Source organism: Corynebacterium sp. HMSC28B08 (assembly GCF_001806865.1).
Classification (GTDB): domain Bacteria; phylum Actinomycetota; class Actinomycetes; order Mycobacteriales; family Mycobacteriaceae; genus Corynebacterium; species Corynebacterium auriscanis.
In genome coordinates this window covers 124,389-141,284 of record NZ_KV786167.1, presented here as the reverse complement: position 1 = coordinate 141,284, position 16,896 = coordinate 124,389, and the positions used below count along the sequence as shown (strand labels likewise).

At 59.7% G+C, this 16,896-nt stretch carries 12 protein-coding genes, 1 tRNA gene and 2 pseudogenes; 3 read left to right on the top strand and 12 right to left on the bottom strand.

The genetic code is table 11. The features are described 5' to 3' along the window. Window positions 1–16: 16 nt before the first annotated feature. From HMPREF3098_RS06435 to HMPREF3098_RS06395, 9 genes and pseudogenes are all read right to left on the bottom strand, one after another. On the bottom strand, window positions 17–1,123 hold the full coding sequence (locus tag HMPREF3098_RS06435; protein ID WP_256364847.1) for a FecCD family ABC transporter permease: 1,107 nt from the start codon (window positions 1,121–1,123) through the stop codon (window positions 17–19). Continuing rightward, window positions 1,124–1,942: an ABC transporter substrate-binding protein gene (locus tag HMPREF3098_RS06430; RefSeq protein WP_246815873.1), complete on the bottom strand. Its 819-nt coding sequence runs from the start codon at window positions 1,940–1,942 to the stop codon at window positions 1,124–1,126. It lies immediately after the preceding gene. 275 nt (window positions 1,943–2,217) lie between these two features. Continuing rightward, on the bottom strand, window positions 2,218–2,556 hold the full coding sequence (locus HMPREF3098_RS06425; protein ID WP_035114295.1) for a transglycosylase family protein: 339 nt from the start codon (window positions 2,554–2,556) through the stop codon (window positions 2,218–2,220). 227 nt (window positions 2,557–2,783) lie between these two features. Further along, a complete protein-coding gene (locus HMPREF3098_RS11990) occupies window positions 2,784–3,491 on the bottom strand; it encodes a hypothetical protein (protein WP_070434435.1) in 708 nt (235 codons plus the stop codon). A gap of 135 nt (window positions 3,492–3,626) precedes the next feature. Next, window positions 3,627–3,917, bottom strand: a complete 291-nt coding sequence (locus HMPREF3098_RS10990) for a hypothetical protein (RefSeq protein WP_083284237.1) — start codon at window positions 3,915–3,917, stop codon at window positions 3,627–3,629. Window positions 3,918–4,828: 911 nt separating this feature from the next. Beyond that, window positions 4,829–5,935 (bottom strand): annotated as a pseudogene (locus HMPREF3098_RS06410) (SulP family inorganic anion transporter); the annotation flags it as partial. A gap of 88 nt (window positions 5,936–6,023) precedes the next feature. After that, window positions 6,024–7,451 (bottom strand): annotated as a pseudogene (locus HMPREF3098_RS11685) (hypothetical protein); the annotation flags it as partial. A gap of 226 nt (window positions 7,452–7,677) precedes the next feature. Beyond that, a complete protein-coding gene (locus HMPREF3098_RS06400; protein WP_070434432.1) occupies window positions 7,678–9,294 on the bottom strand; it encodes an FAD/NAD(P)-binding protein in 1,617 nt (538 codons plus the stop codon). Beyond that, entirely contained in the window at window positions 9,291–10,376 is a 1,086-nt protein-coding gene (locus HMPREF3098_RS06395; protein ID WP_083284231.1) for a pyridoxal-phosphate dependent enzyme, read from the bottom strand. Before HMPREF3098_RS06395 ends, HMPREF3098_RS06400 begins: the two co-directional genes overlap by 4 nt. A gap of 54 nt (window positions 10,377–10,430) precedes the next feature. Here HMPREF3098_RS06395 and HMPREF3098_RS06390 point away from each other — a divergent pair, with 54 nt between their 5' ends. Next, window positions 10,431–11,141, top strand: coding sequence for a type 1 glutamine amidotransferase domain-containing protein (locus tag HMPREF3098_RS06390; protein ID WP_070434431.1), 711 nt, complete (start codon window positions 10,431–10,433; stop codon window positions 11,139–11,141). Here the strand turns inward: HMPREF3098_RS06390 and bioD are convergent. Then, entirely contained in the window at window positions 11,071–11,772 is a 702-nt protein-coding gene (gene bioD, locus HMPREF3098_RS06385) for a dethiobiotin synthase (RefSeq protein WP_070434430.1), read from the bottom strand. The genes HMPREF3098_RS06390 and bioD overlap by 71 nt on opposite strands. Next, window positions 11,769–13,010 carry an adenosylmethionine--8-amino-7-oxononanoate transaminase gene (locus tag HMPREF3098_RS06380; protein WP_070434429.1) on the bottom strand — a complete coding sequence of 414 codons (1,242 nt, stop codon included), beginning with the start codon at window positions 13,008–13,010 and terminating at the stop codon, window positions 11,769–11,771. Before HMPREF3098_RS06380 ends, bioD begins: the two co-directional genes overlap by 4 nt. Window positions 13,011–13,055: 45 nt before the next feature. On the opposite strand from HMPREF3098_RS06380, the gene HMPREF3098_RS06375 reads away from it, so the two are divergent. Beyond that, on the top strand, window positions 13,056–14,483 hold the full coding sequence (locus tag HMPREF3098_RS06375) for a peptide MFS transporter (protein WP_070434428.1): 1,428 nt from the start codon (window positions 13,056–13,058) through the stop codon (window positions 14,481–14,483). Between the two features lie 110 nt (window positions 14,484–14,593). On the opposite strand, the gene HMPREF3098_RS06370 is transcribed toward HMPREF3098_RS06375, so the two are convergent. Continuing rightward, window positions 14,594–14,678, bottom strand: a tRNA-Leu gene (locus tag HMPREF3098_RS06370). 414 nt (window positions 14,679–15,092) lie between these two features. Here HMPREF3098_RS06370 and HMPREF3098_RS06365 point away from each other — a divergent pair. After that, entirely contained in the window at window positions 15,093–16,856 is a 1,764-nt protein-coding gene (locus tag HMPREF3098_RS06365; RefSeq protein ID WP_141739691.1) for a DUF3662 and FHA domain-containing protein, read from the top strand. The last annotated feature ends 40 nt before the right edge of the window (window positions 16,857–16,896 follow it).

The following is a 16,896-nucleotide window of genomic DNA, read 5'->3' as shown; positions in this document are numbered from 1 at the left end:
TCGCTCTCGCGACCAATCACTGCCGACCACCCCAAACTGCGTTCCCAACACGCACCTTCTTTCGCGGTTGCAGTCGGTTAATACCCCACAGCAGCAACGGCACACCTGCGATGGATGTGACCACACCCACCGGAGTTTCGGCGGGGGCCCACAACGCCTGAGATGTGGCGTCGGCAACCAATAAAACCGCCGCACCCACGACGGGAGCGACCAACAGCCCCAACCGGTGGCGAGGTCCGGCCACACGGTGCGCGACAACAGCCGCCATCAAACCCAGAAAGCCAATTGGCCCCGCGGCCGCCACGGCTGGCGCCACCAGCACAACCGCCCCAAGCACCGCGAGCATCCGGGTAAAGCGGGGATTGGCCCCCACCGAACTGGCGAGGGCATCACCCGCGGCAAGGGTATCTAGCCCCCGGCCGGCACACCACAGTGCGGGTACAACGACAACCACGGCAATGATGCAAGGAATAATGTCCGCCAAACGCACCCCGCCCAAGCGCCCAGACAACCACGACAACACGGTGGACAGCTGCGCCTCATCGATCACCAGCGTTACGGCGGTCAGGGCCGAAAACAATGCAGAAATCGCAATGCCCAGCAGAATCATGCGCTGTACTGCAGCAGCTCCGGTGGGATCCGCGGAGTTGGCTCGCAAACCGATGCCTACCGTGATGAGAGCCGCCAAGCCCGCACCCACCAGCGCGCCTGGGAGCACCGCAGCACCGGAGATCGATCCGGTGATGGTGGTTCCGACCACGGCACCGAATGCAGCCCCCGAATTAACACCCGTAATCTCGGGATCCGCCAGCGGGTTGTGCGTTGCCGTGCGCAGCACAACGCCCGCGGCACCCAGTGCGAGACCAATAACGGTGGCCGCCAATAGTCGGTCGCGCATGACCGCATGCACCTCCGCGGCGAGTTGCGGTGCATTGGCCGGAACAGTTACCGCACCCATGCGCCACCACCACATTCCCGCAATCACGGCAAGGCACACAGCAATTGCAACGGCCGAAGCCGCGCGTCGCGGAGCGCGAGCGCGGCTAGAGCGGTTAGCTGAGGCTTTACCGTCGGGAGTGGGTTCTGATTCAGAATCGACGGCACGCACGACCATTACAGTCATTTATCCCTTTGGATTAGCGGTTTCGATGATCTGGTCAAGCATCGCCTCCGCCGCCAGCGGACCGCGGGAGCGGGACCACGTATCTTGTTCCACGTCCACGATGTGCTTGACCACATCCTTGTAAGGGCTGGCCTTGAAGCCTTCGATGTCGTTGTACAGGAACATCGTGTCCAGCTTCATACCCGGCAGCTTGTCCCCGGTTAGTTCCGCCACATCCGTCTTGGATTCAATGGCGGAACGCTCACCGTTGTAGCCGTACTCGTAACCGGCGGCGGTCAGCAGGGATCCTGCGAAAGAGTTCTTGATCCACGTGTACAGAGTGTTCTTGGACCAACCGACAAGGGCGGCGCGGGTGCCGGGCTTGATTTCCTTCTTGGCCTGGTCGACCTTGCCCTCGATGCGATCCCGAACTTCCTTGGCCTTATCTTCCTTGCCCAGCTGCTTGGCGATGTCATCCATGGAATCGAGGACATCGGTATAGGAAGCATCGGAGTAAGCCTTCGTCTCCGCGATCTCCTTCAGCTGGGGCATGATCGCCTCTTGACGAGTGGGGCTAGCCAGAATCAGATCGGGTTCCAAGGACTGGATAACTTCCAAGTTTGGCTGCTTAGCCTGGCCGACGGATTGTATGCCATCCAGCTTGCCTTCCAAGGTCTTGGGTGCGGAGGACTTACCAATTTCTACGACGCCTACTGGCTTCACGCCCAACGTCTCCAAAATCTCTTCGTAGCGCCAGTCGAGGGCGACTACTCGTTTCTCGCCTGACTCGCCCTTGCTATCGCCAGAATCGGATGCGTCCGAACCACATGCAACGAGCATTGCGGAGCCGAAGATTGCGGCTACCAGAAGGGCAAACATGCGAAGGAAACCGGTGCGAGCCCCGGTTTCGCGGCCCGCGGAAGGCGAGCGGAAGGTAGTAGAAGTCATCTGCATGGTTCAACTACTACCCGCGTTACCCTTACCTAAGCAAGGTAACCCTTAGTTGGCCATCCCCCTTATGCCCCTTGGTTGATCATCCCCCTCATGCGGGCCCTAGGCGGACCGCTGGCTTCCGCGTACCACATCGTCGCATAATCCCCCCTCATGCGAGGCCCTTAGGCTACCGGGCCACCACAATTTGGCCATGCGCCTGCACCCTGAGAAGCCAAAACCTTCTCGGCAATCTCGATTTGCTGCGCCTTCGTAGCCTGATCAGCGGTTGGCGCATACTGGGTGCCACCGTGGCCAGCCCACGTTTGAGCACTGAACTGCAGACCACCCTGGTAGCCATTACCGGTATTGATGTGCCAGTCACCGCCGGACTCACACGCCGCCACTTGGTCCCACTGCCCAACGGTTGCAGCCTCCGCGGCGGGGGCAACGAGGGCCGGCGCGGCCACTACACCAGCAGCCAGTCCCAGACGGGTGAGGTTGGTCTTGACGGTCTTGCGCATTGGAAATTCGCTCCTTCGTCGTTCGGTAACAATTCGGTTACGAGTTGCCCAACGTACCGGTTGACCACGTGGGGGCGTCAAGTAAAAAAAAGAAAAAACCACCGAAAGGCAAGCAAAAAGGGAGCCACATGGGCTCCCTTACCTGCGATTCTGTGAATCCGCTGTCCGTTCTAGGATTTTCGCGAATCGGTGTGGATTGACGCGGATACTGGCGGATCCCGTTGGGCTTAACGCACCGCTGCCGACTCAATGCGGCTAGGCGCCAACCGCCCAATCGCGGCGGTGCAGATAATGCCGGCCAACGTCACCAACGTGGACCAATCGCCCTCCAACAGGCCACCGAGAACAACCCACACAAGGATTGCCACGACCGCCAGCGCCACCACGGCCATCCCAAACAAGCGCTCGTTACCAGTACCGGAAACCGGGATGTACAACAAACCGGCCAACACACCCACGGCACCTGCAACGAGCGCAGCCAAGCCCGCCGCAGAGGTTCCAGAGGAGTACTGATTTGGCAGCATGCCCACCAGCAGATCGACCACGAACACCACAGCGAACGTCACCGCAGCTGCCAATACCGCCAGCACGATCAGGTTGATAGCTACGCGTTTGCCATCGAACCGGCCCGCGAGCAGCCCCGAATCACGGCGCTCCTCCGGGGCCGATTTGCCTTGGTACGCACCGGATTGCTGATAGCCCTGGTCATAGTTGTCATAGTTTTGGCCGTAACCTTGGTTGTAATTCTGGTCGTAACCTTGGCCGTGACCCTGACCGTAACTTTGGCTGTAGCCGCGATCGTAGCTTTGATCGTAGCCCTGGTTGTAGCCAGCTTGGTTGTTGAAAACCTGCGTCTGATCATCGCTGTAACCCTGGTCGTATCCGCGACCATAGCCCTGCCCGTAGTTCCGGTTGTTGTTCGGCTGGTTGCCCATGGGCGAATCACTCCTCAATAGTTCTTTGACCAACCCAGCTTAAAGCAAAATCCGGCCACTCCCTAGGAAAGCTCCGTAGGAAGTGGCCGGTGAAACCCTGTGAGGGGCGATGGATTCACCCCGCGCTAGCTGCGATTAGTGCTCGTCCCAGTGGCCATCGTGTGCCGCGTGACGGTGACCGTCGTGGATGTAATCCACGTGATCGCCGTGAGGAACTGCAACGTGACCACAGTTGGGGCCATGCTCGTGGTCGTGATCGTCGTGGGCGTGGTGCTCAGTCGTCTCGCATTCGTCCCAGTGGCCATCGTGGTTGCGGTGCAGGTGACCGTCGTGGACGTAGTCAACGTGGTCGCCGTGAGGCACCGCTACGTGGCCGCAGTTTGGGCCGTGCTGGTGGTCGTGGCTTTCGTGAGTCTTGCAGGACATTGCTGTCTCCTTTTTCGCCGTGGTGCTGTGTGAAGCACGTTTGCGCCGGGTATTACCGGCCTCTACTTTTTCTTCTCTTTCCGACGCCGCCCTGGTCCTTCACCAGACCATTCACCGCCGGGGGCGGGCCTTTTCGAGGAAGGGGCCCTGCCGTCAACCTCCACCTTACTGGTTTTCAATTAGATTTCAATAGTTGTCATTGTTGCAGTTCGCGGCAGCCCCCGCGCGGGGGTGTTTTCAATAAGAATGACAATCATGCCCGCTTGTGTGGCAGGGGCGTTCATGTATGGGTCGCCAACTCTGCAAGCAAGGCTGCCGGGACGTTCCTGTATGGGTCGTCAACCCTGCAAGCGAGGCTGCCGGGACGTTCATGCATGGGTCGCCAACTCCGCAAGCAAGGCTGCCGGGGCGATCCTGTATGGGTCGTCAACTCTGCAAGCAAGGCTGCCGGGCGTGTGGGAATTCCGCTGCTTTCCGTTGCCGATATTGCTTTCCGGATGCCTGAGAGCCGATTGGGATTGGTGCGCAATCGGCTGCCTGTAGGACTGTTAGGGGCTCTCCCGAACGCCTCGGCGCCCGCATTCCCCGCACACAAATCAACCAATACTCCCCCAGGACGACAAATGTGCAGCAGAAGTCCAACAAAAACGCGCCATTTTGTCAGAGTTCTGCTGCACATTGAATGAACGAGTGCACGAACTAGTGCATGAACAAGTGCACGAACGAGTGCATGGGCGGCGGGTACTAGATGACGCGCTGGGACTGGGTACGTGACGTGCGGGAAAGCGCCATCCATAGGAACCCCATCGAGACCCGCCCGCAGGAACCGATGCACATCAAAGTGGCCACAGTGAGCGGGCAGCTAGACGGTGCACGAAGATCGATCAACCACGGCCGCGAGCACGCTACCACCGGGCAAACACCACCGCGAGCACGCTACCCAGAACCACGCCCACCGCGAGGTTATGGGTCAACAACGTGGGAACCACAGTCACCACCATGACAACTGTTTCAGTCCACGGCATCCGAGCAACGCGGCGCGGATCCACGGACCGCCAATTGACCGTTCGCACAGCCACCACCATCATCACGGCTACAAGGGCGATCATGGGGATGGCGCCGACGGCGTCGTTAAAAAGAAGCAAAAGCACCAACAACGACAACCCAGCAACAAAGGCAGAAAGACGGGTGCGAGCGCCAGAATCATTCACACCGATCATCGTTTGACCGATCATCGCGCAGCCACCCATACCGCCGAATACACCACCAGCGATATTCGCGACGCCAAGGCCACACGCTTCCCGGGTTTTGCTGGAGGGAGTATCGGTGATCTCGTCAACCAGCTGTGCCGTCAAAAGTGATTCCACCAAGCCCACAATCGCCATCGCAACCGCATACGGCGCAATGATGCGGAACGTGTGCCATTCCAGGGGCACCTGTGGCAGATGGACATGCGGCAAAGCGCGTGGCAGATCCCCCATGTCCCCCACGGTCGGTACGCGCCACCCCGCCACGACCGCGACGATCGTCACCAGCACCACTACAACTAGCGGGGCGGGAATGGCGCGCAGGAATCGCGGCACCACTAGCATCAGCGCGATACCGATTGCCAACAGCACAAACACTATCCACGGCTTGTCGATAACGTGCTCCAGCTGCGCGGTAAAAATCAAAATACCCAGCGCATTGACAAATCCCCTCATCACCGGCAAGGTGATGAACTTCATCAACTTGGCCACGCCCGCAACGCCCAAGATGATCTGGATAATTCCAGCCAGCAAAGCTGCTGCAATGAGATATTCCACACCGTGGGCTTTCACCAGTGGCGCAGAAACCAACGCAACTGCACCGGCAGCAGCGGTGATCATGGCAGGTCGCCCACCGGTAAAGGCAATAGCTATAGCCATGATGGCCGATGTGTACAGCCCCACTGCGGGATCCACACCAGCCAAAACCGAAAACGCAATCGTTTCCGGGATCAGCGCCAGCGATACGGCGATACCGCCGAAAACCTCCATACGCAACCGTTGCGGGCTACGAAACGCAAAGCGGAACGACGGGATGACCCCGAGAGGCACGGTATCGCCTCCCGGTGGATGTACACGATCAGTTGCCACGCGCGGAATCAGCGTTAGCACGGGCGGCGGTGATCAAGTCGATCTCATCAGGTAGGGGATTCGCCCCCGCACTATCCACGAACACATTGCGCGCCAAGGGAATCTGATGGGAGGCACTCTCCAGGATGTGCATAAAGTATCCGGCCGTATTGGGAATCGCGATAACGTCACCGGGTTGCACACCATCGGGGAAGTGCATGGCTCGGCGAATAATCACCTCGTCCTCGATGCAGTACGCACCCACCAAAAAAGCATTCAGCCCAGCGTTTTCGCGTAGATCGGCCACTGCTGCTTGTTGCCCATTTTCGGCCGCTGCTACTTGTTGCCCATTTACAGCCGCTGCTTGTGACCCATTTTCGGCCACTGCAGCTTGCGACCCATTTTCGGCCTCGTGGGAGCCGGCCGCGGTGGGGCGCGCGGCCGCGGGAACCAACACCGGATCCAACAAAATGTCATCAGAGGTTGTCCGGCACTGCGTGCGATTCATTTCCAAGCCCACGATATCCACACCGTCGCTGCGCTTCTTCACGAATGCCACGCGGGCGAGAATGACACCGCCGCCATCGAGCACACTGCGACCGGGCTCCATGTGCAGACGGAGGTTACGGCTGCGCAATGCCTCGGCAACGGGAACCGTGGAATCGCTGTCAATTGAGTGCTCCGCAAAGGATTCGTGCGCGGTGGCGGATTCCCCGAATGTCGCGTCCTCCACATCACCACCCAACTGGCCGGCAAGCAGTTGCTTGAGCCACTCCCCACGCGTGGGCTCCTGCCAAAATGGGTACGTGTTGTTCAGGGGATCGCCCTTCCAGGTGAATGGCTCCCGCTCCCCGGCGCGGGCGGCCGCTAACTCTTTCTGGAAGTTGTCCCACTCCGGCTTGGCGTCGAGATAACTCATGGGCACCCCGCCACCCAGATCAATAAAGTTCACCGGATGGCCAGCCAACACCGCAGTATCAACGACCGCGATGGCATCAGCCAATGCAATACGGCGATCGGCCTCCGAGTATCCGTGCAGGTGAAGGTGCACACCGTGGACCTGCACGCTCTCGGGCAGACCCTGCTGCAACGCCGCTTCCCACGTCCCCGCCAACTCACCGAAACGCGTGGGTGGCAAGCGGTTGGGATTCGGCGCAATGCGTGGCACGATCCGCGCCGTGGCACTCGCGGCACTGGCGACGGTCTGAATGCGCTGCATCTCTGCCACGCTATCAACACTGATGTACACACCCGCACCCACCGCGTGCTGCAGCAAGCGATCCGGCTTCACCGCCGCCGAGAGGATCACGTGGTCCGGTTCGGCCCCGCGGGACAGGACTTGGAGCAACTCGCGCTCACTGGCGACATCAATGCGGTGACCTGCCGCTAGGGCCGCATCCACAAAACTCAAACCTTTATTGGCCTTGCGCGCATAAAACACGCGCACTTCCACACCGTTGACCTCCCCGGCGCGAACCAACTCATCGGCATTCCGTGGCAGGACATGTGGCGCTAACACGTTGACCGGGGAATCATACGTCTGTAGCAGGTTTGCACACTGCGCTGGATCGGCAAGTAGACGCTGCATCCACGGTTCCAACCGAGCGGTCATTGGCACGGTAGCGTGCATGTGGCGGGGGAACCGCCGGTTATCGAGGGTTTTGTCAGTCATGATGCCTCCCATTATTGCTAGTTTCTGCTTGCGCATCTAAAGCGCGGTTGAAAACGGTGAAAGCCCAGGTGGGAATCTCTTTATGCATGGCTCGATTCAACGTATCGTGCCCAATAACGCGCGGTTCCACATCCCGCCCAATGACCGCGATGTGTTTGCCAGGAGCCATCCCATCGCGGCCAATATTCGGCCCGCCCTGTGGCAACATGTGGACATCACCGCGATTCACGAGGTCCTCCAAAACCGTTCCCGGTTGCAATCCCGGCGGTGCGATGACCGCGTCCACATGGATCGCATCTGTCGGAGCGCCCTTGGGTTCGCCCCCACCCTGCGGCAACACCACGATTCCGGCGGCCACGAGGGCGTCGACTCGCTTTGCTGTAACCGGTGGCGGGCCGAAAGCGATGGCTTCCAGCTCGCGGCCTAGTTCGTAGAAACCTTCTAGATCACCGGGGGCTAGGTAGCTGGCGCGGTCGACGATCGCTCCATATATTCGACGCCATGCTTCTCCCCGTGCCCATTGTCGACCGGGGTAGTGGGTTGCCTGGTTGCGCGCTGCTTGGAGCTCCTCGGCCCGCTCGCGCGCCGCCGCCATCACAACGTCGGTCACTTCATCCAGAATCGCGCGCATCTCCGCCACATCGGCGCAGTTCCGAATACGTTTTTCGAACTCTTCTTGGCCTGGAACTTCCAGGTTAACCCACGGACTGGATGGGTCGGGCTTCACGTGCATCAGTTGGCCCGAGCGGCTGTACGGATACAAGTGCGCAGGTTCTCGGCCCGATGGAATGTAGCGCAATGGCTGGTGCGCCGGACCACCCGGTTGAACGGGGTCAGGATGGGCCGCATCATGTGTACCCGCTGGCGTGCTTCCACCAGTGACATCGACCGCAGCATCACCAGCAGGCACGAACACCCCGCCACGCCCCTCAGTGAGGGCCAAACACACATCAATGAAAGTCAGTGCCATTCCGCGAATATCCACGTCCGCGCCGGCAGGAATGCTCTCCAAGCTGTGGTGATCGTGGGCAGCAATGAAGTCCTCTTGCTGCCCATCCCAACTGGCAGCGTGCCCAGTGACCACTAGTGCCTCGTCCACGAACTCTTCACTGCCATCCGCAGCCACGATGCGGCAGTTACCTACACCCTTGCCATCTACGGAATGGACCTCCACCACTCGGGAAGGGATGTGTGCGATCGCGATGCTCGGACCGCCATGGGAGGGTGATTCCTTTTCATCCTTCCCACACCCATCAACGAGCGCCCGCCAACTATCCCGCAGAAAGTCCCCCACCACTGCACGCGGGGCAAAGACCTTATCCTCCGCCGTGAAGACTTTCCCGCGATAGGTCTCCCGCCCCTGCGCATCGCGGGTGAGATTGCGATCCAACCAGTTGGGGAAGGCGCCGATATGAGTACGAACAATGTCCGACCGTACGTTGAGGCGCCAGCACAACGGCTGATCCGCTCGGTATACCCTTCCACCGCCAGGTTCTTCAGGATCCCAGCACACAATGGTGAGGGGCAGCTTGTGGCGTCGGAACAAAAAAACAAGTTCCTCCGCCGCCCACAGCGCACGAGGCCCGCCACCGATAAGGCCAACCTTCATCGAACTGAGCCCTCCCCGGTGATCGCGTTGATTCGTGATTCCAAGTCTTCCGCGCTGACCTGCAGATTCTCCTGCACCCAGCCGTCATCGTAGATAGTGTTGAGGTAGTTGGTACCGCCATCGTGAAGCACGATGACAACGCTGGCGCCCTCCGGGATGTGTGGCACACAAGCATGGAGCGCAGAGATGACCGCCCCGCCGGATGCGCCAGGGATCAGCCCCTCAGTACGCGCGAGAGCGCGAGCACCGATGACGGAATCAATATCGTGCACGCGCTGGACCCTCGAAGGCTCATTAATGGTCGCGAGATGCGGAACCACACCTGCACCAAATCCCGGTAACATGCGTTCGCCGCGTTTACCCTGGTAGAGCACCGAACCGTGCGCATCCACGCCCACCGTGCAAGTAGCAGCCCCAATTCGTTGCAGTCGCTGAATGCAACCGCCGATGGTGCCGGTGGTGCTCATTGCGACGAACAACCAATCCGGAGCATAGCCCAGTTGACCAATGATTTCCGCCATCGTGCCTTCATCATGCGCAGTGAACGCGGCCTGGTTGGAATACTGATCCAAGTTGACCGCCCCATCCACAGTGCGCATCAATTCGGCTACGCGGGCGCGACGGGCCGTCAGCCAATCACCGTTTTCTGGATCGGGCTCCTCGATGAGCTCCACGTGCGCGCCAAGAGCATGCATGGTGGCCACAGTGGAATCATTAACCCGTGGATCCACCACGCAGTAGAAATTCCAGCCACGCATCTGCGCTTGCCGGGCCAGCGCCATGCCTAGGTTCCCGGAACTGGATTCCACCAGGGTTGGGTTTTCCGGCATGCCGGCTTCGACGGCTGCTTGAACGAGCGCCCGGGCGGTGCGATCTTTCGCGCTGCCGCCCGGGTTGAATTGCTCCAGCTTGGCATAAATGTGCACGTCAGGCCGGTTGAAAGCTTGGGCAAGGTGGCTCAGTTCCACAAGCGGCGTATGGCCGATGAGATCATCCAATCCCTGTGGAATTTTCGCGTTGGTCACGCTGTTGAGGTGTACAGTGCCCGAGTGTGTGGTGTTAGCTGTGGACTCGGATTTCATAATTATCCATTCTATCCCGAATTCCCGGTACTAGATTTTTAGGAGCAATCCATAATGACCACCGTTTTGATGGCCGTGAGCGCGGCCGACCACTGGACGTTGAACGACGGCAGCCACCACCCCACCGGGTTTTGGGCTGAGGAATTGGTGGTGCCGTACGACATTTTCCGCGATGCGGGCTTCGAAGTCACCATCGCAACTCCCGGCGCGGTCGCCCCCACGGTTGATCCCGTCAGCATTAGCGTAAAGGGTGGCATGTTGCCCACCACCGCCAAGAAAATGGCGGACAAGGTACAGCAGATGTCCCACGTGCTGAACAACCCAGAGGACCTGCACAAGGTCGATGCTGCCTCCTACGACATCATCTTCTACCCCGGTGGCCACGGTCCCATGGAAGATTTGGCGTACGACAAGATTTCCGGTGGAATCCTCACCGAGCGCCTGGCCTCCGGCAAGCTGCTGGGTTTACTGTGCCACTCGCCGGCTGCTCTTTTGGCCACTATTGACGACGCCACCGGCCAGACCCCCTTCGCGGGGAAGCAGATTACCGCGCTGTCTAACACCGAAGAAGGCATGGTCACGGATAAGTCCAAGGCACCATGGCTGCTGGAGGATCGTTTGAAGGAAGCCGGCCTGAAGTACGAAAAGGCCACCCTCCCATTCCGTCCAAAGCTGGTACGCGATGGCAACCTCTTTACCGGTCAGAATCCACAATCTTCGGAGAAGCTGGCGAAGGCGCTAGTAGAGGCAGTGCAGCAGGGTTAAAGAACTCGTGGGAGCGGAACTCCTCCTGATTCAGCGCTCCTGCACCAGCCGGGATGCACCCGAGCAGCGGTACGCCCGTGATGTGTGGCAGTTCCTGGATATTGAGGCGCGTGGCGAGGTCGAGTGTGGCCGGCAGCGATCCACCGATGAGCCCCGCCACCTTTAGGCCCCGGGAATGCGCAGCTTCCACGGTGAGTTCCGCAGCGTTGAGGCTGCCCAAACCCAAACTCGTCACCACAATGAGCGGTGCGCTTAGATCAGCGGCGACATCAGCCAGCGTGAAATCATCCGCGAGGCGCACCAGCAACCCGCCGGCACCTTCGACCAGGACGATGTCGGCCTCTATACCCCGAATCCAGTTCACCAATTCTTCGCGGTCCGGTTGGGGCATCCCAGCGCGCCGTGCAGAAAGGTTTGGGGCTAGTGGTTCTGGATAGCGCACGAACTCGCAGGTCTGCACACCGGTCAGTCGGGCGACCGTGGTGGTATCGCCGTGCCCGGGAGGTTCACCCGTTTGTACTGGTTTGGCCACTGTGACGCGGAGGCTTTGAGCGGTGTAATGCGCAGCTAGGGCCGCCGTGGCGATGGTTTTTCCCACGTCCGTGTTGGTTCCGGTAATGCAGTAAATCATGCGGCCTCCCCTGCTGCGACGACCGCACGGCAAATGCGCGCGATTTCCTCATCGGTGCAGATAAAGGGCGGCATCGTGTAGATAAGCCGACCAAATGGGCGCAGCCACACACCTTGTTCTAGGGCGGCGGTGGTGGTACGGGCCATATCCACCTCGTGGTCCATCTCTAGGACGGCAATGGCTCCGCGTACCCGGGCACGAGGAATCCCGGCCCGCAATCCGGCCTCGATACGGGGGACATGGGTGCGCCACGTACCCTCAGCAATCATTTCTGTAGATTCGGCTGCAACCGCACACGCTAGGGGATTGGCCATGAACGTAGGGCCATGCATGAGTGCGCGCGGTTGCATGCCCTCCGCCACACGCGCGGTGGCAAGGGTCGCGGCCAGTGACATAAACCCGCCGGTCAGGGCCTTTCCTACGCACATGATGTCGGGAACCACGCCCGCGGCTTGAGTCATAAACAGTTCCCCTGCCCGGCCGAACCCAGTGGCGATTTCATCGGCGATCAGCAGGATCCCATGTTTGTCGCACAGCTGCCGCACGCCGGCTACTAAGTCCAGGTCGTGAAAGCGCATACCGCCGGCGCCTTGGACACCTGGTTCGATAATGATTGCCGCTACCTCATCGGTGATGAGTTGTCCCATCTGCGCAAGGTAAGTGGAGTGTTCTTCATGGCTCGCACCTGCAACGGGAGGTGCCGGTGCAAAGATCTGCTCGGCGAGGATTCCCGTCCATAGCGAGTGCATGCCGCCGTCCGGGTCACACACACTCATGGCTGCGAAGGTATCGCCATGATAGCCCGAGCGCCAGGTCAATAACTTGGTGCGCTGGGGTTTACCAATACCACGGGAATACTGCAGTGCCATTTTCACAGCAACCTCCACCGAAACCGATCCGGAATCGGAGTAAAAGACCTGTGCGAACTGGTTGTTAGTGAGGTCCATGAGGTTCGCTGTCAGTCGCGCAGCCGGCTCGTGGGTGAGCCCGCCGAACATGACGTGGCTAAAGCTATCGATCTGTTTTTTTGCCGCTGCTACAAGCCGTGGGTGGGAATGCCCGTGGCAGGCGGCCCACCAAGAACTCATGCCATCGATAACCCGACGTCCATCGGCCAGCTGTAGGTACGCGCCTTCAGTGCCCACCACTTGGAGGGCAGGCGACCCGGGGGCGGCATAGGGATGCCAAATATGGGCGGCATCTACCTCACCGACTTGAACACTGTTCAAAAACTTCATGGATTCATCTGTAGCACAGTCCGTCGTGATGCATAATGACTTTTCATGACAACAATTGAACACCGTACAACTCAATCGGTTCCACCCGCCTTGCCCGCCATTGCGGGTGTGGAAATGTGGGAGCGCTTCAGCTTCTATGGCATGCAAGCCATCCTTACCTATTACCTCTACGACCAAGCACAGGGTTTAGCACTCGAACAATCCCATGCCACCGCACTAGTCGGTGCGTATGGTGCGCTGCTGTATCTGTTTACATTTGCGGGAGGTTGGGTCGCAGACCGCGTGCTCGGTGCAGAACGCACACTGCTCACGGGCGCGGGCCTTTTGATCGCGGGCCACCTTTCGTTATCCCTCATTCCGGGATTCCCCGGGTTGTTTGCAGGTTTGTTGCCCCTGGCCTTGGGTTCGGGGTTGCTCAAGACTGCAGCGATCACCATCCTGGGAGCCGCTTTCCCCCCGGAAGCTGGCGCAAGGGACGGCGCGTTTCAGATCTTCTATCTGGGCATCAACATTGGTGCCCTCTTTGGGCCAATGCTAACCGGCTGGTTAGCGCAGACCCGCGGATATCATGTCGGTTTCGGTGCGGCTGCTCTGCTCATGGCTATCGGTTGTGCCATGTACCTCGCCCTGCGCTCACGCATGCTATCGAACTTGGATAGCGCGGGGCGAGCACAGGTGACACAGCCAGCCAATCCGCTAGCACCGCGCCGGTTAGTCCTTGTTTTCGTCTTCGCCGCAGTAGCTATCGCCGCTGGAAGTTGGTCTATCACTACCGGGGTTATCACCCCGAATCGCATGGCTTTTGGCCTGCTCATCGCAACCGTCACCGTGGCGGTAGCACTGTTTGTGGTGATGCTTACCTCGTCGCAGGTGAACGCTGATGAACGTACCCGTGTAGTCGGTTTTATTCCGCTTTTCGTGGCCTCAACGATGTATTGGGCTTTGCAATCACAGACTTATGGCGTGCTCGCAGTCTATTCGGACCAGCGCCTTGATCGCACTATCGGATCCTTCGAAGTCCCCGCCGCATGGACCCAATCCCTCAATCCCTTTTACATCTTGGTTTTCACGCTGCCCATCGCTGGCGTGCTGGCTACACGTGCGATGCCCGGCCGCAACCGCCTCATGGGTGGCGGGCTGGCATTGGCCGGCGCCGGAATCCTATCCCTCCTACCTTTTGCTCATTCCGCATCGGTGCCGTTTCTAGCTCTAGCAGTGTGCATCCTCTTGATGAGCCTAGGCGAGCTATTCATCGGCCCGATCGGCATGGCAGCCACGGCTGCGCACGCCCCTACCGCATTCGCCACCCGTTTCTCCGCCCTGTTCTTCTTGTCTTTGGCGATCGGCACCTCCCTGGCCGGCAGTTTGTCCACGTTCTATTCCGCCGAAACGGAGCTGGCATACCTTGTGGTGGTCGGGTTAGTACCTATTGCCACTGGCCTGGCGATCGCTCTAAAGAAACCAAGCACTTAACGTGCCAGCTCGTTGCCAGGACCAACTGGCCACAGCCTTACCCCTGCCTCACAATGCGCAAACCCCGGGGCGCCGAATCACTTCGATGCCCCGGGGTTTCCGGTTTTTCGTGGGCGAAGGGGGACTTGAACCCCCACGTCCTATAAGGACACTGGCACCTGAAGCCAGCGCGTCTGCCAATTCCGCCACTCGCCCGAGTTGCGTTATGTCCATTCGCATGGTGCCGCTTTTCGCGACAGGACAAAACTTTAGCACGGCTTCTTAAATCTAAACAAAATACGCGCCTCAACTGCGCAAACATCGAACACAAGGACCTTCGGAACGGTGTCTCAAATGTAGTTATGCCCATATTGTGCTCTATACTGGCTGCAACCACTCGACGGCGGCCTCACCTGCCGTCGCGTGCGGTTGGCGTGAGGGCCCGCCCAAGAGGGTTTTAACGAATCCAAGGGGAAGCCCCGTATCCAGAGTCCTGCCCACCGAGCTATCGACTTCGGATTACCAGCTGTTACAGTTGCGGAGTTTTCCGCCCCTATGGATGATCCACATTGATGTACAGCTTCGTTCGTCCGCCCGGCACGGCCCACCCAGCACGGCCCACCCGGCCTCGTGCGCACGACTTACGCAGACCGCGCGTTGGATAAAGATAAGAAAGGAAACCCGATGGATCTTTTCGGTCGCTTCCGCAAACTGGATAGCTCACTGCAACGTGGCTTAGACAACGGTCTAGCGCGCGTATTCGGTGGCGAGGTTGTCCCGACGGAGATTGATGAGCTGCTCAAGCAGCAGGCCGAAGAAGCCGTCATGACCGATAACTACGGCAAGCAGCTCGCACCTTGTTTCTACACGGTCTTGGTCTCCGCTGATGATCACGAAAGCCTCATTCAGGATCGCCCTAACCTCGAAAGCGATCTCGCAGACCGCCTCACCCGCTTCACCCGCAACAACGGTTGGACCACCCCGCAACCCATCACCGTGGAAATCGTCGCTCACCGGAACCTCCACAGCGGTCAATTGCGGGCCCGTTCACTGTTCGGTGAACCGGATCGTCGGTCTTCTTCACCCGACGCCCCCACCGCCAGCAGCGACGCCTCTGCCCAGGCATCCGACCAGTCCGCCAACGGGCAATATGGCGCTGATGAACAAGGTGGATCGCCCGACGGCAGCTACCCAGATTCTTACCCTGGGCAGCAATTGAGCTCTCCGGCCCAGTGGCCACAGCGCAACAGCAATGGTCAGCGCTCAGCCACCGCACGTGAATACGATGCGCACGATTCCGCAGCCTACGACTTATCTGGCCGTCCCAGTGACGATGCCAAGGCGAGCACCAACGCTCGCGGATTCACCGATGACAGTGCCGAAAACAACCCAACATCCGGCAGCGGGCACTTTGAAAGCGCCCCGGGTGAGCGTGTGTACGAGGACACTGCGTTTAGCCAAGCCACGTACCGGGAGCCGGATTCGGAATACGCCAGGTCGGACGAGGTCTCGGAGAAGCCCGGGGAGAATTACGCACGCGAGTCCGCCACGAATTCCCCTTCGACAAGTATCGAGGACGATCGCCACGCGGACGACAATCGTGGCGCAAGTAGAGGAAATCGCGGTTTAGCAGATGTAGTTCGTCCTAGCGGTGCGCACGCGGCTGGTATGGGCTCGGCTTTTGCAGCCAGTGCGGGTAGTGCCAGTGCGGGCAACTCTGATGCTGTCGGTGCCGATGTGGCTGGTGCTGATGCTCCCGGTGCCAGTGCGGGTCATGCCAGTGCGGGTAGTGCGGGCAACGCTGATGCTGCCGATGGCGGTTCTGCTGGCGCAGCTTCGGCAGGCGCTGGCGCATCTACTGCCGCACCCCAAAACAACGATTCCCACAATGACAATGACCACGCACGCCGCGCTCACGGGGATTCCCTGAGTGCCAATGAAGGCTGGGATGGGGACCAGGGTGGCGTCGATGGAACAGAATCCCCAACCCCAGACCAACCACAAGCACAACAGCCCAGCTACCCCGGCACGGAGATCATTGCGCAAGCCGCACCCGACACGCCCGTCAACGGTGGCGAGGGCTACGCGGACCAAGAATCCGACATGCGCGTGATCCTGCATCTGCGAGATGGTTCCGATCGAAAATACTGGCTCCAGGAGGGTTCGAACATCATCGGGCGCGGCAATGGAGTGGATCTGCGCATCCCCGATACCGGAGTTTCCAGGCAGCACGCGGATATCGTCTGGGACGGTTACGACGCGGTGTTAACCGACCTGAACTCCACCAACGGCACGACTGTGAACGATACACCCGTAGAAAACTGGCTCTTGGCCGACGGCGATCTGATCGTCGTGGGGCACTCCGAGATCCTGGTGCGTTTCACGCAGAATTAAACGCAGAATTAAACGCAGAATTAAGCCAGGGATGAAGCCC